The organism is Pseudomonas fluorescens (assembly GCF_004683905.1).
Classification (GTDB): domain Bacteria; phylum Pseudomonadota; class Gammaproteobacteria; order Pseudomonadales; family Pseudomonadaceae; genus Aquipseudomonas; species Aquipseudomonas putida_A.
Window position 1 is genome coordinate 4230998 of record NZ_CP038438.1, and the last position, 20639, is coordinate 4251636.

General features: G+C 60.3%; 25 protein-coding genes. 11 read left to right on the forward strand and 14 right to left on the reverse strand.

Annotated features, from left to right (window positions below; translation table 11 throughout):
• Positions 1-37 precede the first annotated feature (37 nt).
• Positions 38-496: a MarR family winged helix-turn-helix transcriptional regulator gene (locus tag E4T63_RS19410; protein ID WP_135296291.1), complete on the forward strand. Its 459-nt coding sequence runs from the start codon at positions 38-40 to the stop codon at positions 494-496.
• A gap of 324 nt (positions 497-820) precedes the next feature.
• On the forward strand, positions 821-1240 hold the full coding sequence (locus E4T63_RS19415; RefSeq protein WP_007964807.1) for an organic hydroperoxide resistance protein: 420 nt from the start codon (positions 821-823) through the stop codon (positions 1238-1240).
• Between the two features lie 190 nt (positions 1241-1430).
• Here E4T63_RS19415 and E4T63_RS19420 read toward each other — a convergent pair whose 3' ends face one another.
• Both E4T63_RS19420 and earP read right to left on the reverse strand, forming a co-directional pair.
• Complete coding sequence (locus tag E4T63_RS19420) at positions 1431-2000, reverse strand: elongation factor P (protein WP_003226785.1); 570 nt, start codon at positions 1998-2000, stop codon at positions 1431-1433.
• Between the two features lie 48 nt (positions 2001-2048).
• Positions 2049-3191 (reverse strand): elongation factor P maturation arginine rhamnosyltransferase EarP, encoded by a 1143-nt coding sequence (gene earP / locus E4T63_RS19425; protein WP_135296292.1) that lies wholly within the window; start codon positions 3189-3191, stop codon positions 2049-2051.
• Between the two features lie 124 nt (positions 3192-3315).
• Between earP and E4T63_RS19430 the strand changes: the two genes are divergently transcribed.
• Entirely contained in the window at positions 3316-3726 is a 411-nt protein-coding gene (locus E4T63_RS19430) for a hypothetical protein (RefSeq protein WP_041069540.1), read from the forward strand.
• A 2-nt stretch (positions 3727-3728) separates the two neighbouring features.
• Positions 3729-4211, forward strand: coding sequence for a GreA/GreB family elongation factor (locus E4T63_RS19435; protein ID WP_003226791.1), 483 nt, complete (start codon positions 3729-3731; stop codon positions 4209-4211).
• A gap of 9 nt (positions 4212-4220) precedes the next feature.
• Here the strand turns inward: E4T63_RS19435 and cysB are convergent, their stop codons facing one another.
• The 5 genes from cysB to E4T63_RS19460 form a co-directional block, all read right to left on the reverse strand.
• A complete protein-coding gene (cysB, locus tag E4T63_RS19440) occupies positions 4221-5195 on the reverse strand; it encodes an HTH-type transcriptional regulator CysB (RefSeq protein ID WP_007908591.1) in 975 nt (324 codons plus the stop codon).
• Between the two features lie 113 nt (positions 5196-5308).
• On the reverse strand, positions 5309-5812 hold the full coding sequence (locus tag E4T63_RS19445) for a universal stress protein (RefSeq protein ID WP_027613453.1): 504 nt from the start codon (positions 5810-5812) through the stop codon (positions 5309-5311).
• 98 nt (positions 5813-5910) lie between these two features.
• A complete protein-coding gene (locus E4T63_RS19450) occupies positions 5911-6816 on the reverse strand; it encodes a 5'-nucleotidase (protein ID WP_027613454.1) in 906 nt (301 codons plus the stop codon).
• Positions 6817-6844: 28 nt separating this feature from the next.
• Entirely contained in the window at positions 6845-7801 is a 957-nt protein-coding gene (locus E4T63_RS19455) for a putative 2-dehydropantoate 2-reductase (protein WP_135296293.1), read from the reverse strand.
• Positions 7802-8188: a thioredoxin family protein gene (locus E4T63_RS19460; protein WP_051018104.1), complete on the reverse strand. Its 387-nt coding sequence runs from the start codon at positions 8186-8188 to the stop codon at positions 7802-7804.
• Between E4T63_RS19460 and E4T63_RS19465 the strand changes: the two genes are divergently transcribed.
• A complete protein-coding gene (locus tag E4T63_RS19465; protein WP_096794954.1) occupies positions 8187-8630 on the forward strand; it encodes a PilZ domain-containing protein in 444 nt (147 codons plus the stop codon). The genes E4T63_RS19460 and E4T63_RS19465 overlap by 2 nt on opposite strands.
• A gap of 129 nt (positions 8631-8759) precedes the next feature.
• Positions 8760-9836 carry a 3-deoxy-7-phosphoheptulonate synthase gene (locus tag E4T63_RS19470; protein ID WP_003226802.1) on the forward strand — a complete coding sequence of 359 codons (1077 nt, stop codon included), beginning with the start codon at positions 8760-8762 and terminating at the stop codon, positions 9834-9836.
• 60 nt (positions 9837-9896) lie between these two features.
• Here the strand turns inward: E4T63_RS19470 and E4T63_RS19475 are convergent, their stop codons facing one another.
• Positions 9897-10178, reverse strand: coding sequence for a GNAT family N-acetyltransferase (locus tag E4T63_RS19475; RefSeq protein ID WP_003226804.1), 282 nt, complete (start codon positions 10176-10178; stop codon positions 9897-9899).
• Between the two features lie 635 nt (positions 10179-10813).
• Between E4T63_RS19475 and oprI the strand changes: the two genes are divergently transcribed.
• A complete protein-coding gene (gene oprI / locus E4T63_RS19480; RefSeq protein ID WP_025113130.1) occupies positions 10814-11065 on the forward strand; it encodes an outer membrane lipoprotei OprI in 252 nt (83 codons plus the stop codon).
• A 122-nt stretch (positions 11066-11187) separates the two neighbouring features.
• On the opposite strand, the gene E4T63_RS19485 is transcribed toward oprI, so the two are convergent.
• The 3 genes from E4T63_RS19485 to E4T63_RS19495 form a co-directional block, all read right to left on the reverse strand.
• Positions 11188-12159 carry a L,D-transpeptidase family protein gene (locus E4T63_RS19485; RefSeq protein ID WP_027613458.1) on the reverse strand — a complete coding sequence of 324 codons (972 nt, stop codon included), beginning with the start codon at positions 12157-12159 and terminating at the stop codon, positions 11188-11190.
• Between the two features lie 136 nt (positions 12160-12295).
• On the reverse strand, positions 12296-12589 hold the full coding sequence (locus E4T63_RS19490; RefSeq protein ID WP_003226812.1) for a hypothetical protein: 294 nt from the start codon (positions 12587-12589) through the stop codon (positions 12296-12298).
• A gap of 57 nt (positions 12590-12646) precedes the next feature.
• Entirely contained in the window at positions 12647-13252 is a 606-nt protein-coding gene (locus tag E4T63_RS19495) for an arylesterase (protein WP_007964780.1), read from the reverse strand.
• 10 nt (positions 13253-13262) lie between these two features.
• On the opposite strand from E4T63_RS19495, the gene E4T63_RS19500 reads away from it, so the two are divergent.
• The 3 genes from E4T63_RS19500 to greB are packed head-to-tail and all read left to right on the forward strand — an operon-like array spanning position 13263 to position 16982.
• Positions 13263-13946 carry an ABC transporter ATP-binding protein gene (locus tag E4T63_RS19500; RefSeq protein ID WP_098964909.1) on the forward strand — a complete coding sequence of 228 codons (684 nt, stop codon included), beginning with the start codon at positions 13263-13265 and terminating at the stop codon, positions 13944-13946.
• Entirely contained in the window at positions 13946-16450 is a 2505-nt protein-coding gene (locus tag E4T63_RS19505) for an ABC transporter permease (RefSeq protein WP_135296294.1), read from the forward strand. The genes E4T63_RS19500 and E4T63_RS19505 overlap by 1 nt, the downstream gene beginning before the upstream one ends.
• 34 nt (positions 16451-16484) lie before the next feature.
• The gene (gene greB, locus E4T63_RS19510; RefSeq protein WP_016770885.1) at positions 16485-16982 is read left to right on the forward strand and encodes a transcription elongation factor GreB; all 498 of its coding nucleotides are present in this window, start codon (positions 16485-16487) and stop codon (positions 16980-16982) included.
• A gap of 5 nt (positions 16983-16987) precedes the next feature.
• Here the strand turns inward: greB and E4T63_RS19515 are convergent, their stop codons facing one another.
• The 3 genes from E4T63_RS19515 to E4T63_RS19525 form a co-directional block, all read right to left on the reverse strand.
• Entirely contained in the window at positions 16988-17296 is a 309-nt protein-coding gene (locus E4T63_RS19515; protein WP_003226820.1) for a hypothetical protein, read from the reverse strand.
• 248 nt (positions 17297-17544) lie between these two features.
• Positions 17545-17979 (reverse strand): DoxX family protein, encoded by a 435-nt coding sequence (locus E4T63_RS19520; RefSeq protein WP_041069491.1) that lies wholly within the window; start codon positions 17977-17979, stop codon positions 17545-17547.
• A gap of 108 nt (positions 17980-18087) precedes the next feature.
• Entirely contained in the window at positions 18088-19512 is a 1425-nt protein-coding gene (locus tag E4T63_RS19525) for a transglycosylase SLT domain-containing protein (RefSeq protein ID WP_098964912.1), read from the reverse strand.
• A gap of 235 nt (positions 19513-19747) precedes the next feature.
• Between E4T63_RS19525 and E4T63_RS19530 the strand changes: the two genes are divergently transcribed.
• Positions 19748-20554 carry a TatD family hydrolase gene (locus E4T63_RS19530; RefSeq protein WP_098964914.1) on the forward strand — a complete coding sequence of 269 codons (807 nt, stop codon included), beginning with the start codon at positions 19748-19750 and terminating at the stop codon, positions 20552-20554.
• Positions 20555-20639: the final 85 nt, after the last annotated feature.

Here is a 20639-nt window from a genome sequence, read left to right on the forward strand (position 1 = left end):
CGCTAGATTCAAGCCCATCACCGAACAAGGCTTTGCCATGACCACCGAACGCGACACCTGCGACGACCTGCTGCTCGACAATCAGGCGTGCTTCGCCCTGCATTCCACTTCACTGATGATGACCAAGGTCTACAAGCCGCTGCTGCAAGCGCTGGGCCTGACCTATCCGCAGTATCTGGCAATGATGGTGCTGTGGGAAAAGGATGGTTTGACCGTGGGCGAAATCAGCACGCGGTTGCTGACCGATCCAGGCTCGCTGACACCGTTGCTCAAACGGCTAGAAGGTGAAGGTCTGCTCAGCAGAACCCGCAGCCGTGAAGACGAACGGGTGGTGATCGTCGAACTGACCGCGCAGGGACGGGCTCTTCGTGAGCAGGCCAAAAGCGTTCCGCAATGCATCTTGGGCGCCAGTGGTTTCACCCTCGAACGCCTGCAGAATCTTCAATCTGAGCTGCAAGCCCTGCGCAGCCATCTGCAAGAAAGCCTGACCGGATAACAGCGCTGCCCTCTTGTAGGAGTGAGCCTGCTCGCGATAGCGGTGGTTCAGTCGGCCCCCTTATTGCCTGCTCCACCGCTATCGCGAGCAGGCTCAATCCTACAAAGGATCGGTTCATCAGGAAAAATATTCTTCAGCCCGCGCCCCCACCATCCGCTCTAAATCTTCACTTTCAAGCTGATCGACAGTGCCTTTAAAGGACCGAGATTCAGCTTTCTCAAAAAATTATCTTGCGCACTAAACATTAGCGAGCTACATTCACCTCGCAGCTACTTAGCGCGCAAACAATTAGCGCAACAACAGACACTCAATGAGGCCCACACCATGCAAACTCTCTACACTGCAATCGCAACCTCCACTGGCGGCCGTGATGGTCGTGCGATCTCCAGCGACAACATCCTCGACGTCAAACTCGCTACCCCGAAAGAACTCGGCGGTGCCGGCGGCGCAGCGACCAACCCTGAGCAACTGTTCGCTGCCGGTTACTCGGCCTGCTTCATCGGCGCGCTGAAATTCGTCGCCAGCCAGACCAAACGCAAGATCCCGGACGACGCCTCGATCACCGCGCACGTCGGCATCGGTCAGATCCCTGGCGGTTTCGGTCTGGACATCGACCTGCACATCAGCCTGCCGGGCCTGGAACAGGCGGATGCACAGAGCCTGGTCGAAGCGGCGCACCAGGTCTGCCCGTACTCCAATGCCACCCGCGGCAACGTTGACGTACGCCTGCACACCACCGTTTGAGAACAACACCAATCCACTGTGGGAGCGGGCTTGCTCGCGAATGCTTTGTGTCATTCAACACACAGGTTGTCTGACCGGGCCTATTCGCGAGCAAGCTCGCTCCCACAGGGTTCGGTGGTAGACGTGGAATCGCAGGCACAAAAAAGCCCGACTCAATGGTCGGGCTTTTTCTTTCCGTAAAAAGCAGTGCTTATTTGGCACGGCCTTTGTAGGAACCGCCTTCGCGGGTATCGATCTCGATCATGTCGCCGATTTCGATGAAGTCAGCAACCGACAGCTCGGTACCGTTCTTCAGTTTGGCAGGCTTCATCACCTTGCCGGAAGTGTCACCGCGAGCGGAACCTTCGGTGTAGTCAACCTGACGCACGATGGTGGTCGGCAGTTCTACGGAAACCAGACGCTCTTCGAAGAACACGGCTTCGCAAACGTCGGTCATGCCTTCTTCAACGAAAGGCAGAACGCTTTCGATGTCTTCGGCGTTCAGTTCGTACATGGTGTAGTCAGTGGTGTCCATGAACGTGTAGGTGTCGCCGCTGATGAAGGACAGGGTCGCTTCTTTGCGGTCGAGGATCACGTCGTCCAGCTTGTCGTCCGCACCGTAAACGGTTTCGGTCTTGTAACCGGTCAGCAGGTTCTTCAGCTTGGTCTTCATGATCGCGCTGTTACGGCCCGACTTGGTGAATTCAGCTTTCTGAACCAGCCAAGGATCGTTGTCGATACGGATCACGGTACCGGGTTTGAGTTCTTTACCAGTTTTCATTGCGAATATCCGAATTTGGATGGGATTTACAAAAATCTAGGCCGCGTATCATATCCAATTTAGGTAAAACTGTACCAGCGCCGTGGCAAGATCCGCCTGCAAGCCTTGTTCCAGACACCACGCCTCGGCGTTTTCCTGCAGTTCTGGCCAGTGTTTACGGGCCTGGAGCCAGTGCTCGCCGATCGGTTTCCCGGCACTCCAGGCCCGCCACAGACTGCTCATCGCCTCGGCAGCGGCCGGTGAAAGCCCTTTGGTGTAGAGCGCGAGAAAGGCATCGAGCTTGTCGAGGTGGATGTCTTCGTCCTGCTGATAGATATGCCAGAGCATCGGTCGCCCGGCCCACTGTGCACGGACGAACGAGTCTTCACCGCGCACCGCGTTGAAGTCGCAGCACCACAGCAACTGATCGTATTGATCCTGACGGACGAACGGCAGCACCTGCACCGTCAGCGCCTGACGCACGTCCAGATCGCCGACAGCCAACGCGTCGACCCCGAGCCAGCGCGCAACGTCACCGAGAATCCGCCCTTCCGGCACCAGCAGATGGGTCGGCGCGCTATCGGCCGCCAACGCATCCAGCCAACTGGCCAGCCCGGCATTTTCGTAGGCAAACAACGAGATCAGCTGTGCGTCAGCTGCGCGATCTACGCCCAGGCCGTGCAGGAATTGTCGCTGCGCAGCCGCGTCCTGCTGAAATCGCCGACGCCGCTCAAACAGACCGTTTTCACGCAGCAAGCCGCCCGTCCCCGGTTGAAATCCGGGAAAGAAAAAGAATTTCTGTACCGACTTGTACTTCACCGACGGCAAACCGTGACAACCGGTGACCCAGTCTTCGGCGCTGAGGTAATCGAGGTTCATCCACAGCGGTGGCTGTTGCCGCTCGGCCATGGCGTCCATGTACGCCGATGGCAGCTGACAGGCAAATGCGGCGATCACCACGTCCGCCGCCTCCGTCTGCGGCCAGTCGCTCGGCCAATGCCGCACCTCGACGCCCTGCTGCGATTGCTGCGCCAGGTGGATGTCGATCTCGGGGCAGATACGTTCAAAGGCGCGCAGGTCATCGACCCACAGGCGCACCGCCAGCCCATGCTCGGCTATCAGTTGCCGGGCCAGACGCCAGGTCACGCCGATGTCGCCATAGTTGTCGACCACGGTGCAAAAAATATCCCAGCGGGTTTTCGGTATCGGCATGCAAGACTCCCGTTGGCAAAAGCGCTGATTGTCCGCATAAATGACCTCGCGCAGAAGAGCCGACGGCGATTAATCTTCGTGCGACAATCGCCACTTGCCCGCAATCATCCGCCAGGAGGCAGCCATGCCCTATCGTCCCAATCCGCGTCGCCCGTTGCCCGTTCAGCTTAGCGCGCTGCAACTGACCGGCAGCATTGCCTTGGGCATGTGGCTGGGTTTTCTCGCCATTGCCCTGACTTGCTGGCTGATTTCGCGTTTTGTGTTGACCGAGCAACTGGCACCGGTTGCTCAGGCGGTGCAGCAACTGGCCAAGCCGCCAGCGGCCGTTCAGGTACAACCGGACATTCCGCCACAGAGTCCGCTGTTCGAACAGTACGAAGAAAACCTGCGCAAGAACGAGCAGCAGGCGCGCCTGGATCAGGCTCGCGGCAGCAGTCGCAACCAGTCAAATCCGAAATGCCAGTTCTGGCTGCAACAGGACCAGACCGCGCCGAGCGAAAAGAGCCGCGCCAACGTTTTGCAATTCTGCGATTGATCATGAACAAACACACCGTCCACCAACTGATCCTCGACAAACTGCGCGTCGACCTCGACATCGCCGAACGCGCCGCGCAGACCGCTTACGAAACCGCGACCCACGAAGAGAACATCGCCGAGAACAAATACGACACGCTCGGGCTTGAGGCTTCCTATCTGGCGGCTGGTCAGGCGAAACGGGTCGAGGAAATCCGCCAGTCACTGGCGCTGTGCCAGAACCTGACGCTGCGTGCCTACGACGAAAATCGCGGCATCGAGATCGGCGCCCTGCTCGGTCTGGAGGACGAAAAGGGTCGCGAGCAATGGCTGTTTCTGGCCCCGGATGCGGCAGGCCTGAAAGTCGATGTGGTGGGTCAGCCGATTACCGTCATCACCCCGCGCTCGCCGCTGGGCAAAAGCCTGCTGGGCAAGTTCGAGGGCGATGAAGTGGAGATTCTGGTGGCGGGCACCCGGCAACAGTTTGCTGTCACCGAGGTGCTTTGAGGCAGGGTCTTAGTGGACCGGCAGTTCGACGCCGTCGAACAGCTCTTCCAGTTCCTGCTTGTTGTGGCACTGGATGGCTTTGGCCATCACTTCGCGGGTCAGGTGTGGAGCGAACTTCTCGATGAAGTCGCACATGAAACCTCGCAGGAAAGTACCGCGACGGAAACCGATCTTGGTGATGCTCGACTCGAACAGTTCGCTGGCATCCAGCACCACCAGGTCGTTATCGAGCTTGGTGTCGACCGCCATTTTGGCAACGATGCCCACACCCAGGCCCAGACGCACGTAGGTTTTGATCACGTCGGCGTCGGCCGCGGTGAACACCACTTTCGGCGTCAGGCCACGATGACTGAAGGCTTCGTCGAGTTTCGAACGGCCGGTGAAACCGAACACGTAAGTCACGATCGGGTATTCGGCCAGCGCTTCGAGGGTCAGCTTCGGCAGCTTGGTCAGCGGGTGGCCCTGCGGCACGACCACGCAGCGGTTCCAGCGATAGCACGGCATCATCACCAGATCACCGAACAGCTCCAGCGCTTCGGTGGCGATGGCGAAATCGACGGTGCCGTCAGCGGCCATCTCGGCGATCTGCATTGGCGAACCCTGGTGCATGTGCAGCGCCACGTCCGGGTATTGTTTGATGAAATTGCTGATCACCGGCGGCAATGCATAACGCGCCTGGGTGTGGGTGGTGGCGATCGACAGGGTGCCTTTTTTCTCGTTGGAGAATTCCTGGGCGATCTGCTTGATACTTTCGACCTTGCGCAGGATTTCGCCTGCGGTGGTGATGATGCGCTCGCCGGCCGGGGTGACGCGGGTCAGGTGCTTGCCACTGCGGGCAAACACTTCAACGCCAAGTTCGTCTTCCAGCAGGCGGATCTGTTTACTGATACCCGGTTGCGAGGTGTAAAGGCTTTGGGCGGTAGCGGAAACGTTGAGGTCGTGGTGCGCCACTTCCCAGATGTAGCGCAATTGTTGAAGCTTCATATGTATCCCTCAAAGCAGGTAGACGCCACGGGCATCAGCGACGGTATATAACTATATTAATGGTTTGATGAATAAATCTAGAACTTTTTTATCAAAAGGCCATTATTCCCGCTTCAGCGATCCCCCCGGCGCCGGCGCTCCACCAATGGCACCAGATAAACCGGCACCTTGGCCAATTGCAGGACCCGAGTCGCCGTGCGCCCCAAAGGCGTTTCCGCCCCTACGCCGTGGCTGTGAGTGCCTACGATCAGCAAATCCACAGAGAGTTTCTGCACCTGGTCGAGAATCACCTGCGCCGGATCGCCCTGCACCACACGAACCGCGCAAATCCGCTGCAGATCCTGCTCGCCCTCGTCGCCCAGCTCTTCGCGAAAACTGTCCAGCACCCGTTGCTCGATATTGGCGATGACAGTTTTCAGACCCTGACTGTGAAATTCGTTCAATGCCTGTTCGTCGAGATAACTCTGCAACACCGACTCGGCAAACAGCCCCATGGGTTCCACTGCATGCACCACATACAAGTCGGCATTGAATGTCCGCGCCAGCGCCAGGGCATGCTGCATCACTAAAGGTGCGTACAGACCGAGGTCAGTGGCATACAGCATCGAACGAATCATATGACCTCCTCGCGTGCCAACATGGCGGAGATTTGATTCAGCTTAGCAGTGCCTTGGCGAGTACGACGTGCGACGCAACGTCTTGAAGCACTGGGGCTTTAGATCGACGGTTCGTTACTGATGCCATGCGGTACGTGACCGGTGGCGACCACTTCGCGGGCGGCCTCGCAGTGGCCGGTCTGATCGTCGAAGAACACATCGGCAGCGAAGGCTTCGAGAAACGCCGATTTGGTCAGCCCGCCGAGAAACAGCGACTCGTCGAGGCGGATGTCCCACTCGCGCAAGGTGCGGATCACCCGCTCATGCGCCGGTGCCGAACGCGCGGTGACCAACGCCGTGCGGATCGGGCAGTCGTCTTCGGGGAACTCGCGTTGCAGCGCATTGAGCGCCGCCAGAAAGCCCTTGAACGGCCCACCGCGCAATGGCTCGCGCGCCGACTCGCGCTCCTTGGCCTGAAACGCCAGCAGCCCGCCGGCCTGATAAACGCGCTCGGATTCGTCGGAGAACAACACCGCGTCGCCGTCGAAGGCGATGCGCAACTCATCACTGGCCGCGCGACTGGCGCCGCCGGAGAGAATCGTCGCCGCGGCAAACCCGGCGTCCAGCGCGGCGCGCACATCCTCGGCGTGGGTGGACAGAAACAAGTCACAGCCAAACGCTTTGAGATAGGGATACGGACTGCGCCCGCCGACGAAGGCCGCCCGCGAGATGTCCAGCCCATAATGATCGATCGAGTTGAACGCGCGCAGGCCGGTGTCGGCACTGTTGCGCGAAACCAGAATCACCTCGACCCGGGCGCGGTCGAGGCGACTGTTGAGGCTCAGGAGTTTTTCCACCAGCGGGAACGCATCGCCGGGCGCGAGAATTTCGTCTTCGTGTTCGATCTGGTATTGCCGATAGGCTTCGACGCCGCTCGCCAGATAGACCTTATGACTCTCGCTCAGGTCGAACAAGGCGCGAGACGAAATCGCCAGCACCAGTTTGTCATCGATGTTCTTGGCCATGCCTTCCCCCACTCCCCCGAAAACCGACTCAAGTGTTGCGTCGGTCGATAAAACTCAATGTGCGATACAGCGCTTCGATCCGTGGCAACTCACAGCCTGCCGCTTTGGCTGCGGCCAATGGCCGGGCGTAAATCGCCTCCAGTTCCAGCGGCCGCTTGTGCAGGAAATCGTGGTACATGCTCGGCCAATAGTCGGGCATTTTCTCGGTCATCATGAACAGGTAATCGGCGTAACCGGGCGGAACGTCGTGACCGCAGGCCCTGGCGCCCTGCACCACTTCGGCCATCAACGCCTGGATCAGCGCGCGACTGTCCGCGTCGGCCATCAGCGGCGTGGTGCCGGCGCCGAGCAACACCGAGAGACCGTTGTAGGGAATATTCCACACCAGTTTCTGCCAGCGCGCCTGTTGCAGATTGGGCATCGCCTGCGAATCGATGCCAGCGGCGCGGAACAGACCGGCACCCTCCTCGACCAGCGCCATGCGCGCCGCTTCATCCGCCGCCGGGCCACTGTGATAGCCGACATTCACCGCACCCAAGGCCTGATGGGTGATGTGTCCCGGCCCTTCGCGATGCACGCAGATCAGGCACAGACCACCGAGCAGATGCAGGGAATCGGGCAGCAACTCGCGCAAGCTGTCTTCGACGTCCAGACCGTTCTGCAGCACCAGCACTTTCGCGCCGGGCCTGGCCGCAGCAATGATCGCCGGGGCCAGACCCGCGCTGCTGGTGGTCTTGGCGCCGACCAGCAACCAGTCGCAAGCCGGCATGTCCTCGGCCTTCGCATACGCCTGCATCGGGTTCAGCGTCAGGGTGCCATGCACGGCACTGTCCACCTGCAAACCACGTTCGGCCACCGCCGAGAATTCACTGCGCAGTAAAAAGTGCACATCGAAACCGGCCCGCGCCAGCATCACACCGTAAAACCCGCCAATGGCCCCGGTGCCGATAATCCCGATCACCGGTTTGCTGTCTGCTCCCGCCATCTATGGCAACTCCTCTGCAATTCGACCCAGTGCCTGCGCCACTGCTGCGTTCAGCGCATCGGCGGTCAGGCGCGTGTGCAATGCCCCAAAGAACTCGCCGTCGCGCACCACAAACAGCGCCGGCAAATGAAAGACCTGATAACGCTCCACCAACCCGCCGTTGTTGCCGGCATCGATCCAGCACAGGCGATCCACCGCCAGCTCGAACCCGGGCAACACCTCTCTGGCATAGCGGCAGCTGGAACAGCCGACGCTGGTGAAAATCACCAGCGAAACGCCGCTCATCGCCAGCAGCCGCTGGTCGGCGTCGAAATCGGTCAGCTCGGATTCGACCACTATACTGGGGGAAACAATGTCAAATGGCCGACACAGGGAGTCTGTGCTCATGGGACGTTTCATTCCTCATCCGGACGATGTGCCGGTTGAATTAACCTTGCTCAAGCCCGAGTGTATTTCCAGGCAACAGCTGCACACTATCAGCCTCGGCGGGATCGCTTGCAATTATCACCGCGCGTGGCGACACGGCACGGCGCTGCAAGTGCGCATGCCGACACTCAACGCCGAGATCTGTTATCCGGGCTATGTCGCATGGTGTCTGCGGCGCAAAAAGGGCTATCTGGTGGGGATCGCATTCACCGATGAGCAGACGCTGTTCAGTGCCCGGATGGGCGAACAGGTGTGCCAGATCGAACGTTATTGCCGCATGAACGAGGCCCACGACGATCTGCAGGATATTCAGGCGCTGGCCCTGCAATGGGTCGAACAACACGCCGACGAGTTCTCCCACGACAGCGTGCGCAAGGCTTTTGCCCAGCCAGTGCTGGATTAAAGCGGCGTTTGCCCATTGTCGAGCCGCGTCTGACGCGCTAAGGTTCGGCTCCCCGACGCGCTTAAATCTGCTGTGCTCCGCCGCGCGGGGATCGCTGGCGGCCGGCACCCGTGACCTGACGAGTAAACGATGGCTGATTTACCGATCAACGACCTAAACGTCGCCTCTAACGAGACCCTGATCACTCCCGATCAGCTCAAGCGTGATATCCCTCTGAGCGATGCTGCGCTGCGCACCGTCACCAAGGGCCGCGAAGTCATTCGCAACATTCTTGATGGCACCGACCACCGTCTGTTCGTAGTGATCGGCCCGTGCTCGATCCACGATATCAAGGCTGCCCACGAATACGCCGATCGCCTCAAGGTGCTGGCGGAGGAAGTCTCCGACACCCTGTATCTGGTCATGCGCGTGTATTTCGAGAAGCCACGAACCACCGTTGGCTGGAAAGGCCTGATCAACGATCCGTACCTGGATGACTCGTTCAAGATTCAGGACGGTCTGCATATCGGTCGCCAGTTGCTGCTGGACCTGGCCGAGAAAGGCCTGCCGACCGCCACCGAAGCCCTCGACCCGATCTCCCCGCAGTATCTGCAGGACCTGATCAGCTGGTCGGCCATCGGCGCACGCACTACCGAATCCCAGACCCACCGTGAAATGGCTTCCGGCCTGTCCTCGGCTGTCGGCTTCAAGAACGGCACTGACGGCGGCCTGACCGTGGCGATCAACGCCCTGCAGTCGGTGTCCAGCCCGCACCGTTTCCTCGGTATCAACCAGGAAGGTGGCGTGTCGATCGTCACCACCAAGGGCAACGCCTACGGTCATGTGGTGCTGCGTGGCGGCAACGGCAAGCCGAACTACGATTCGGTCAGCGTCGCCCTGTGCGAGCAGGCGCTGAACAAGGCGAAGATCAAACCGAACATCATGGTCGATTGCAGCCACGCCAACTCCAACAAGGACCCGGCCCTGCAACCGCTGGTGATGGAGAACGTCGCCAACCAGATCCTCGAAGGCAACCAGTCGATCATCGGCCTGATGGTCGAGAGTCATCTGAACTGGGGCTGCCAGGCCATCCCGAAAGACCTCGCCGACCTGCAATACGGCGTGTCGATCACCGATGCCTGCATCGACTGGTCCGCCACCGAGAACACCCTGCGCAGCATGCACGCCAAGCTCAAGGATGTTCTGCCGAAACGTCAGCGCAGCTGATCAACGTTTCACGGGCATAAAAAAACGCCGGGCATTGCCCGGCGTTTTCGTGTGTGCGATTCAGATCTTGGCGGCGCGGCGCTGATGACGCTCCATGTAGCGCTCGACGTAGGAGCACGACGGGATCACCGTGTAGCCCATTTCTTCGGCGTACTGCAGCGCGCTTTCGGTCAGCGCGGCGGCAATGCCACGGCCGCGCAAGGCGTTGGGCACGAAGGTGCGATAGATATCCAGGGTCTGTTTCCCCAGATCCATATAGGTCAGGTAGGCACGATGACCGTCCACATTGGTCTCGAACTGATGACCAGCCTGGTCATGGTGGATGGACAACGCCTCGCTCATCACTACTCCTCGCGGGTCTTGAATTCTGACCCCTACCTTACCGATGTTTTTCCGGCGAAGGAACATCTACGCCACCCCGTGCCTGATGGACACCGAGAAAAACCACACCGATCTCGCGCAACCGAGCACGTGATAAATAGTAGGCACCATTGGCGAAAATGCTCAAGGTGCGCTCGTCATCGTGCTCGTTGACCGGGTGACTCCGATGGACGCAGCGGCAGGCGCAGGGAAGATCTTCCCGAAGCGCTCACCGGAACATTGCCGAATGTCGAGACTTAAGACGCAGCCTCTTCTTTAAAGTCACCTCAAGAGCGACAAAGATATGTGAGGCGTCATGCAAAATCGGAACAAAAGTGTAGACGAATTCATCTAGGCACACTTGGTGCAAGACGCAGAAACTGCATCAGGCAACGGGAACTTTTTCTCATTAACACGCTCAAGCCGGGGCTTGCAGCTGGATACTTTTTATACAGGCCGGTTAAAAGTTGCTCGAAAAAGAATCAACGCCTACAATTTTTTTTGCTTCTTGCGCTCCGTCAGTTTACTTACTACAAGTAATGGGTAGTATGTACGCCGGCTATTTCCTCAATCGGAGGAGAAAGCCACTTAATTGAAAGTCCTTGAAGGGGAACACGATGAACAACGTTCTGAAATTCTCTGCTCTGGCTCTGGCCGCAGTTCTGGCTACCGGTTGCAGCAGCGCATCGAAAGAAACCGAAGCACGTCTGACCGCTACTGAAGACGCAGCTGCTCGCGCTCAAGCTCGTGCAGACGAAGCATACCGTAAAGCTGATGAAGCTCTGGCTGCTGCTCAAAAAGCACAACAGACTGCTGACGAAGCTAACGAGCGTGCTCTGCGTATGCTGGACAAAGCTAGCCGCAAGTAATAATCCCTCGGGATTGTTATCAAGCCGACCCATTTTTTGGGTCGGCTTTTTTATTGCCGGTACTTTCCCCCGGGCAATAAAAAACCCGCCGACGCTGCACGCGCCTGCGGGTTTTGATCGACTTACTGCTGCAGGTCGATCGGGGTGTTCGAGACCATCGGCGCCGAGGTATTCGGTGTGCCGATTTCAGTTGGCAGGCCATCTTCGGCCGCTACCACATCACGCACGACATCCCAGTTCACGCGCAGGTTGTTGGTGACATCTTCGCGCTTGAGCATCGCATTGATCACTGCAGTGTGCTTGTCGACCACCGACGGGTTGCCCTTGTCATCGATGGGTGTGTGCGCTTCCAGATAGACCTTGCCGCCACTGCTGCCGAACTTGTACGCATCGTTGAGAATGCGCACCGAAGTGCCGACCGGCACCATGGCCGCCATTTCCAGCACGTTGTTGTTGAACATGCGGAAGCAGCCGTGGCTGGTGCGCATGCCGATGCCGAACTTCTTGTTCGAACCGTGGATCAGGTAGCCCGGTGTACCCAGGGTGAACTTGAACGGCCCCAGCGGGTTGTCCGGGCCGGCCGGTACCACGTTCGGCAGCGGATCACCGTCGGCGGCGTGCTCTGCCTTGATCGACGCCGGAGGGGTCCAGGTCGGGTTCGGCGTCTTGGCTGTGATCGAGGTGTGGGCGATTGGCGAGCCCCAACCTTCACGCCCGATCCCCAGCGGGAAGGTGTACACCACGTTCCGGCCTTTCGGGTAGTAGTAGAGGCGGTACTCGGCGAGGTTGATCACGATGCCTTCGCGTGGACCCGGCGGCAGAATGAACCGGGTCGGCAGGACGATTTCAGTACCGGCGCCCGGCAGCCAGGCATCGACGCCCGGGTTGGCCGCGACCATTTCCGAATAGCCCAGGTCGTACTTGGTGCCCAGGTCAGCGAAGGTGTCTTCGTATTTGGCCTTGATCACCTGCACCTGGCCGATGATGTCCTCACCGGGTGGTGGCAGGGGAAACTCCAATGCAGCAACGGGACCGGCCACACACAGGGCGGCAAGTGACAGGCAGCGGGTGACGGCAGGAAAGCGCGGCAACATCCGGAAAATCCTTCGCATGATCAACAAGGGTATAAGAGCGCGATTGTACACCGCACCTCGGGAATTCGGGGAGATGCGCCGATGGCCAGCCAGAAGTCTTCATGTAGGAGCTGTCGCAGGCTGCGATTTATTGATCCTAGAGTTCGAAACGCAACTCGGGCCAGATCGGCGAGGTGCCGCGCTTCTGCGACTCGAGAATCGCCCGGCACAACGAACACAGACGCTGATCCTGAAACACCCGACGATCCACACTCGACCAACGCGGTTGTGCTGGAAGCAGACTGCCACACAACGTGCGGTCTGCCGAGCCACCGAGTTCGAGCTGACGGGTCACCAGATGCACCCGCACTTCCTGGCAGGCGAACAGATCCAGCTGTTCGTCAGGCTCGATCAGTTGGTAGGCAAACAGGGACCAGGCAGGACGCGGCATCGGGGGCTCCAAATAAGGGGGCGCCACATTAGCCGAAAGCCTGCCACTAGAAAAGCCTCATAACAGCGGTTTTAGCGTCGGCCAGACATTTTCCAGCAACTTGCCCTGAGCCCCGGCGGCCGGGTGCAGACCATCGGCCTGCATCAGCTCGGGATGTCCACCCACGCCGTCGAGGAAAAACGGCACCAGCGGGATTTTTTTATCGTCCGCAAGTTTGCCGTAGACCTCGGCAAAGGCATCGGTGTAACGCTTGCCGTAGTTGGGCGGCAATTGCATGCCCAGCAGCAACACCTTGGCGCCACTCTGGCGCGAGCTGTCGATCATCGCCGCAAGGTTTTGTTGCAATTGCGTTGGCGGCATTCCGCGCAGGCCGTCGTTGCCCCCCAATTCGAGGATCACCAGTTCCGGCTTGTGCTCTGCAAGCAGCGCCGGCAGGCGTGCCTGGCCTCCGGCACTGGTGTCGCCGCTGATGGAAGCATTGACTACTTTGTCGTCAAAACCCTCCTGCTTGAGCCGTTGCTCGAGCAGCGATACCCACCCCAGGCGGGTATCCAGTCCGAAACCGGCGCTGATACTATCGCCAACGATCAGGACAGTACCCGCCGCTGCGTTCTGGGCCATGCACATCAAGGCCAGGCCAGCACTCAAAAACCACACACGCATCGGATTCTCCATGGGCGCAAGCATTCTCACCGCGAAGAACCTCAGCAAAGTGGTTCCCAGCGCGGAAGGTGAACTGACTATCCTGCACGAACTCAGCCTGGAACTGAACCAGGGCGACAGCCTGGCCATCGTCGGCGCGTCCGGTTCCGGCAAATCCACCCTGCTCGGCCTGCTCGCCGGCCTCGACCTGCCAAGCAGCGGCGAAGTCATCCTCGCGGGGCAAGGCCTGAGCAATCTCGACGAAGACCAGCGCGCGCGCATCCGTGCCGAACACGTGGGTTTCGTCTTTCAATCCTTCCAGTTGCTCGACAGCCTCAACGCCCTGGAAAACGTCATGCTGCCGCTGGAACTCGATGGCCGCAAAGACGCCCGCGAACGCGCCACCCAACTGCTGCAACGAGTCGGTCTCGGCCAGCGCCTGACACACTCGCCGCGCCAGCTCTCCGGCGGCGAACAACAGCGCGTGGCGATTGCCCGGGCCTTCGCTGCCGAGCCGGACGTGCTGTTCGCCGACGAACCCACCGGCAACCTCGACAGCCACACCGGCGAGCGCATCAGCGACTTGCTGTTCGAACTGAACAAGGAACGCGGCACCACCCTCGTGCTGGTGACCCACGACGAACGCCTGGCCCATCGCTGCCGGCGCCTGATCCGACTTGAAGCCGGGCTGCTGGTTGCCCCTCTGGAGCCTTGATGGCACGTCTGCCGCTGTTGCGTCTGTTCAGTCTCGCCCTACGTCAACTCATGCGCGATGCCCGCGCCGGGGAATTGCGCGTGCTGTTCTTTGCCCTGATCGTCGCAGTGGCGGCGAGCACCGCCATCGGCTACTTCGGTGCCCGCCTCAACGGTGCAATGACGCTGCGCGCCACCGAGTTCCTTGGCGCCGATCTGGTGCTTGAGGGCAGCTCGCCGGCCCGCGACGAACAGATCCGCAGCGGCACCGAGCTGCGCTTGAATCATGCGCAGGTGGTGGAGTTTTCCAGCGTCATTGCCACCGACAATGGCATTCAGTTATCGAGCATCAAAGCCGTCGACCGCGCCTACCCGCTGCGCGGCGAGCTGAAAAGTGCCCCGGCCCCGTTTGCCGCTGAAACCTCGGGCGGCGAGCCGCAACCCGGTGAAGCGTGGGTTGAAGCTCGTCTGCTGACTGCGCTGGATCTGAAGATCGGCGACAGCATCGACGTCGGCATGAAAACCTTGAAGCTGACCCGCGTGCTGACTTACGAGCCGGATCGCGCCGGCAACTTCTACAGCCTCACACCTCGGGTGATGATCAACCTCGATGACCTCGCCGCCACCGGCGTAGTGCAACCCGGCAGCCGCGTGAGTTATCGCGAACTGTGGCGCGGCGAACCGCAGGCGCTGGAAACCTATCGACAACTGATCAAACCCGGCCTGGCCGCCAATCAGCGCATTCAGGATGCGCGCGACGGTAACCGGCAGATCGGCGGCGCGCTGGGCAAGGCCGAGCGCTACCTGAACATGGCCAGTCTGGTCGCGGTGCTGTTGGCCGGCGTGGCCGTGGCCTTATCGGCCAACCGCTTTGCCAGTCGCCGCTTCGATGCCAGTGCCTTGCTGCGCTGCCTCGGTTTGTCGCGTCGGGAAACCATGTTGCTGTTCAGTATTCAGCTGACCGTGCTGGGCCTGTTCGCCGCCCTCAGCGGTGCCGTGCTCGGCTGGCTGGCGCAACTGGGACTGTTCGCCCTGTTGCATGATCTGCTACCCGCCGATGTGCCACCGGGCGGCCTGTTTCCGGCGCTCGCCGGGATCGGCACCGGGCTGGTGGCACTGGCCGGTTTCGCCCTGCCACCGCTTGCCGCGCTGGGTCGGGTGCCACCGTTGCGGGTGCTGCGCCGCGACATGCTGCCGATTCCTTCGAGCACCTGGATGGTTTATGGCGCGGCGCTGGGCGCACTCGGGCTGATCATGTGGCGCCTGAGTCTGGATCTGCTGCTGACCTTCGCGCTGCTGGGCGGTGGCGTGGTCGCTGCGCTGGTGCTGGGTGGCTTGCTGCTGTTGTTGCTCAACAGCTTGCGCCGAATGCTCGCCCGTGCGCCGCTGCCGTGGCGTCTCGGCCTGGGTCAACTGCTGCGTCATCCACTGGCGGCGGCCGGGCAGGCGCTGGCGTTCGGCTTGATCCTGCTGTCGATGGCGCTGATCGCCCTGCTGCGTGGCGAGCTGCTCGACACCTGGCAAAACCAGTTACCGAAAAACGCCCCCAACTACTTCGCCCTGAACATCCTGCCGGCGGACAAACAGGCCTTCACCGATCACTTGATCAAGGTGTCCGCGCAGGCGGCGCCGCTGTACCCGGTGGTGCCGGGACGGCTGATCAGCATCAACGGCGAACCGGTGCAGCAGATCGTCAGCAAGGATTCGGCCGGCGACCGTGCCGTGCAACGTGACTTGAGCCTGACCTGGGCCGCCGACCTGCCGGCCGGTAACAAGCTCACCGCCGGTACGTGGTGGACCGGGCAACCCTCGGACGACGTACCGGGCGTGTCGGTTGAAGGTAAAGTCGCCGAAAGCCTCAAGCTCAAACTCGGCGATCACATGGTGTTCAGCGTCGGCGGGGTCAATCGTGAAGCGAAAGTCACCAGCCTGCGCGAGATCAACTGGGACAACTTCCAGCCGAACTTCTTCATGATCTTCCAGCCCGGCACCCTCAAGGATCTGCCGGCGACTTACCTGACCAGTTTCTATCTTGCACCCGGTCACGATCAGCAGATCGTCGAGCTGTCACGGGCATTCCCGGCGGTGACCATCCTTCAGGTCGAAGCTCTGCTGGAACAACTGCGCAGCATCCTCGCCCAGGTCACCCTGGCGGTGGAATACGTGTTGTTGTTCGTGTTGGCGGCGGGGATGGCGGTGCTGTTCTCCGGCCTGCAGGCGACCCTGGATGAACGCATTCGCCAAGGCGCGCTGTTACGTGCGCTGGGGGCGCAGCGGCAATTGCTGGTCAAGGCCCGCCGCATCGAGTTCGGCTTGCTCGGTGCGGTCAGCGGCTTGCTGGCAGCCATCGGTTCGGAAGTGGTGAGTCTGGTGTTGTATCGCTATGCATTCGATCTGCCATGGCATCCGCATCCATGGTTGCTGATGCTGCCGTTGATTGGCGCCGCGCTGATTGGCGGTGCCGGCGTGTTCGGTACGCGTCGGGCGTTGAATGCGAGCCCGCTGACAGTCTTGCGCGAGGGTTGATAGACTCCAGCCTTCGTCACCACAAGAAGTTGCCATGAGCCGTTATCGCCCTCCCCGCACCGCCGGCACCGCGCTGATCACCCCTGAAGGTGAAGCGCGGATGCGCGCCGAATTCCATGAGCTGTGGCATGTGCGCCGCCCGCAGGTGACGCAAGCGGTCAGCGAAGCAGCGGCGCAGGGTGATCGTTCGGAAAACGCCGAGTACACCTACGGCAAGAAAATGCTGCGCGAGATCGACAGCCGCGTGCGATTTCTCACCAAGCGTCTCGAAGCACTGAAGGTCGTCAGCGAAAAACCCAGCGATCCGAACAAGGTCTACTTCGGCGCCTGGGTCACCATCGAGGACGAAGACGGCAAGCAGTCGCGCTACCGCATCGTCGGTCCGGATGAACTGGATCTGAAACTCGGTCTGATCAGCATCGACTCACCACTGGCCCGCGCCTTGATCGGCAAGGCGCTGGACGCCGAAGTCCGGGTACAGACGCCAACCGGTGAGCAGTTTGTCTATATCGTGGCGATCGAATATCCCTGAGCGTTTCAGCGGCGGGTGATCAAACCCTGCCGCGCAACGCGGGTCAGTTGCTTGATCATTTCCGGAGCGTCTTCAGCGCTCGGTGCCTGAATCACCGCCAGGTCAAAACTGTCACTGGCGAACCGCGCCAGCGACTCGCCGTCTTCAACAAACTGGATCAGGAACGCGGCAGGACCGCCGCTGCGACGTGGCCAGCCATCGAGATAACGCAACAGCGTCGGCTGATGTTTGCCGCCAAGCAGGATTTTCGGGTTGCGCTGGGTGATATGTGCCGTGATCGGCGCGGGACGTGCTGGAGGGCGTAGTGCATTCATCGTGTCGTGTCTCTGCCTCAAAAGTCTGCATGGCAGGTGAGAGGCAACACCGAACCAGCGCTTTAGCGGTATTTCGAAGCCCTGTTCCGGCTTCTGACGGCAACTGTCTGAGTCACCTGGCGCCCCGCAAGTAGCTGTTTAAATCGGCGCATGAGCAACATCCTAGATAACGTGACCGATGAGTGTCAAGAATCGGCCGCAACAAAAAAGGCCCGCACAATGCGGGCCTTTTGCTTGAGCCAGAGCGCTCAACCGGCGATGGCGCGATCCACCGACAGCTTGCCGGCGCCTTCGATCATCACCGCGAGGCTGCCACCGAGCAGCGCCAGGGCGAACTCGTAACCGTTGTTGGCCATGAACAGACCGTTGCTGATGTGTACGGTGAAGATCGCCACCAGCGACAGGAAGGTCAGACCCAGCGCCGCCGGGCGCGCCAGCAGGCCGATGATCAGCGCCAGACCGGCGAAGAACTCGGTACCGCCAGCCAGCGTGGCCATCAGGTAACCCGGGTGCAGACCGATGCTGTCCATGTATTGCGCGGTGCCCGCCAGACCGTAACCACCGAACAGACCAAACAGTTTTTGCGAACCGTGGGCGGCGAAGATCACGCCGACCGCGATACGCAGAATGGTCAGGCCGTAACCGGCGCGAGTGAACAGAACCTTGTTGATCAGAGAGCTCATGGGGCATTCCTTGTTTTGCGAGAAGTGTGTTGGGATTGGCCGCTATATTAATCAGTTAAATTCATGTTAAAAGCGCAATTATTCCGCCATAACAATCAAATTATTAGATTATTTCCGTGAAGCGACTTTCTGTCCCCGGGGCTCCAGCGACTCCCGCTCCCGGTCGAACGCCAGGTAATACTTGTTCACGCTATTAACATAGCTGACGGGGCCCATGCCCACCTGCTCCATGGCGATGCGCTCGACCTGAAAGAACCACTGGTTCGGATTCAGCCCGCGCCGCCGTGCCTCGGCGCGCATGCCCTGCACCCGCTCCGGGCCGATATTGTAGGCCGCCAGGGTGAACGCCATGCGCTCGCGCTCATTGAGTTTCGGACTGTTGAAAAACTTGCGGCGAATCATCGCCAGGTACTTGGCCCCGGCCTGCACATTCGCATCGAGATTCTGGATGTTGCTCACACCGACTCGCTGCGCCGCGGACGGGGTAATCTGCATCAACCCGGTCGGACCACTGCCGCTGCGGGCGCTGGGTTGCAGGGCTGACTCCTTGAAGGCCAGCGCCGCCAGGTTCAGCCAGTCCATGCTTTGCGCGTCGGCGTGTTTTTGCAGGGTCGGGCGCAGCTTCTCCAGACGCTGGCGGTCAGCCTTGGCCAACGGATAGTGCACTTGATAGAGCCGTCGATAAATCCGCAGAAACTCTGCATCCTCGTTCGCCGGCTTCCTGTAGCCGACCAGGAAACGATCGATGCTCGCCCGCAGCATCGAGGCATCACGGCGCACGAACCAGTATTCCTCACCCGGCTCGCTGATCATCAATTGCCGGTCGAAACGCAGCTTGGGCAGGATCTTGCCCCAACGCTCGGCGATCGGTTGCTCGACGATGGTCAGGTGGAAAATCCCGCCCTGCACCATCTCCAGCACGTCCTCGACCGCCAACGTAGGGTCAACCCATTCGATCTTGATCGGCGCCAGTTTGTGCAACGCCAGTTTCTGATTGAGCTGGCTGACCGCCTCCCCCGCCGCACTGCCGGTCGGCAAGGCCAGGATCTTGCCGGAAAGCTGCTCGACCTTGGTGTAACGGCGCTCGCCTTTGATGCCGACCAGCACCAGCGGCACGTTGCTGGCAATCGGCTCACTGCTGGCCACCGCGTAGCCGGGTTGCAGATCGAGCAGCTCACCGGGCGCGACCAGATCACCTTCGCCGCGCTGCAACGCGCCAAGCAGTTGATCCTTGGCTTTGGGAATGATCTTGAGGGTAATTTCCTGACCATCGCGGGCGTGGCCATTGAGGTATTGCTCGAAGGCACGCAGGCGATGGTATTCGACGCCGATGGCCTGACCCTGGACTTCACCGGAACTGTTGCGACTCTGATTGACCAGCACGCGCAACACTCGACTGCTACGGATCTCCGCCAGGTCACGAACCTTGGCGGCCGGCACGGCTTGCTGTGGCCCGGGCAAGCGCGCAACCGCCGTTATCGGCAGCAGCAGCAGTGACGCGCACAACAGGAGCAAAACCGAGGGACGATGCATCCACTCTCCGGAAAGAATACGGGGTGATTTCACCGCTGAACGGTCGAAATCACCGACGAAAACAGAGCGCCTGGAGCGCTGGCAAAGTGCGAGAGACTGGCACAGTGATGGCTTTTCTGCCAACCCGGGCTACGTCACGGCATCAAAAGACAGCTATAACTCGTTGTAGTTCTTGGCTTTTCTTATAAATCTACAGCTCTGGTATGCTTTCCGGCCTTCGGCCCGAGGTAGAACCATGCAACTCATCGATATCGGCGTCAACCTGACCAACCCCAGTTTCGCCGAAAAACATCAGGCCGTGCTCGACCGCGCCTATGCTGCCGGGGTCTGCCAACTGGTGCTGACCGGCACCAGCGTCGAGAGTAGCGAGCAGGCGCTGGAGCTCTGCCGGCAACTGGATCAAAGCGGCCAGCGGCTGTTTGCCACCGCTGGCATTCACCCGCATTCGGCCAGTGACTGGAACGCTGACAGCGCGCGTCGTTTGCGCAGTCTGCTGCAAGAGCAAAACGTGGTCGCCGTGGGCGAATGCGGGCTGGATTTCAACCGTGATTTCTCGCCGCGCCCGCAACAGGAAAAAGTCCTCGAAGAACATCTGGCGCTGGCGGTAGAACTGCAGTTGCCGGTGTTCCTGCATGAGCGGGATGCCAGTCAGCGTCTGCTGGAAATCCTCAGGGACTTCCGCGATCAACTGCCCGCCGCCGTGGTGCACTGCTTTACCGGCGAGCAAAAAGCCCTGTTCAGTTACCTCGATCTGGACCTGCACATCGGCATCACCGGCTGGATCTGCGACGAGCGCCGGGGCACGCATTTGCATCCGCTGGTCAAAGAGATCAAGCGCGGACGGCTGATGCTCGAAAGCGACGCGCCGTACCTGCTACCTCGCACCTTGCGCCCAAAGCCGAAGAACGGCCGTAATGAACCGGCATATCTGACCGAGGTGCTGCGCGAAGTGGCGCTGCATCGGGGCGAGACCGAGGAAGATCTGGCAGCACATACCACAGCGTGCGCCCGCGCATTCTTCAACCTGCCCACCCTGCCCTGATACACCTCAAATCCCATTGTGGGAGCGGGCTTGCTCGCGAAGGCGGTGTGTCAGTCATTGTTAATTAACTGAACCACCGCATTCG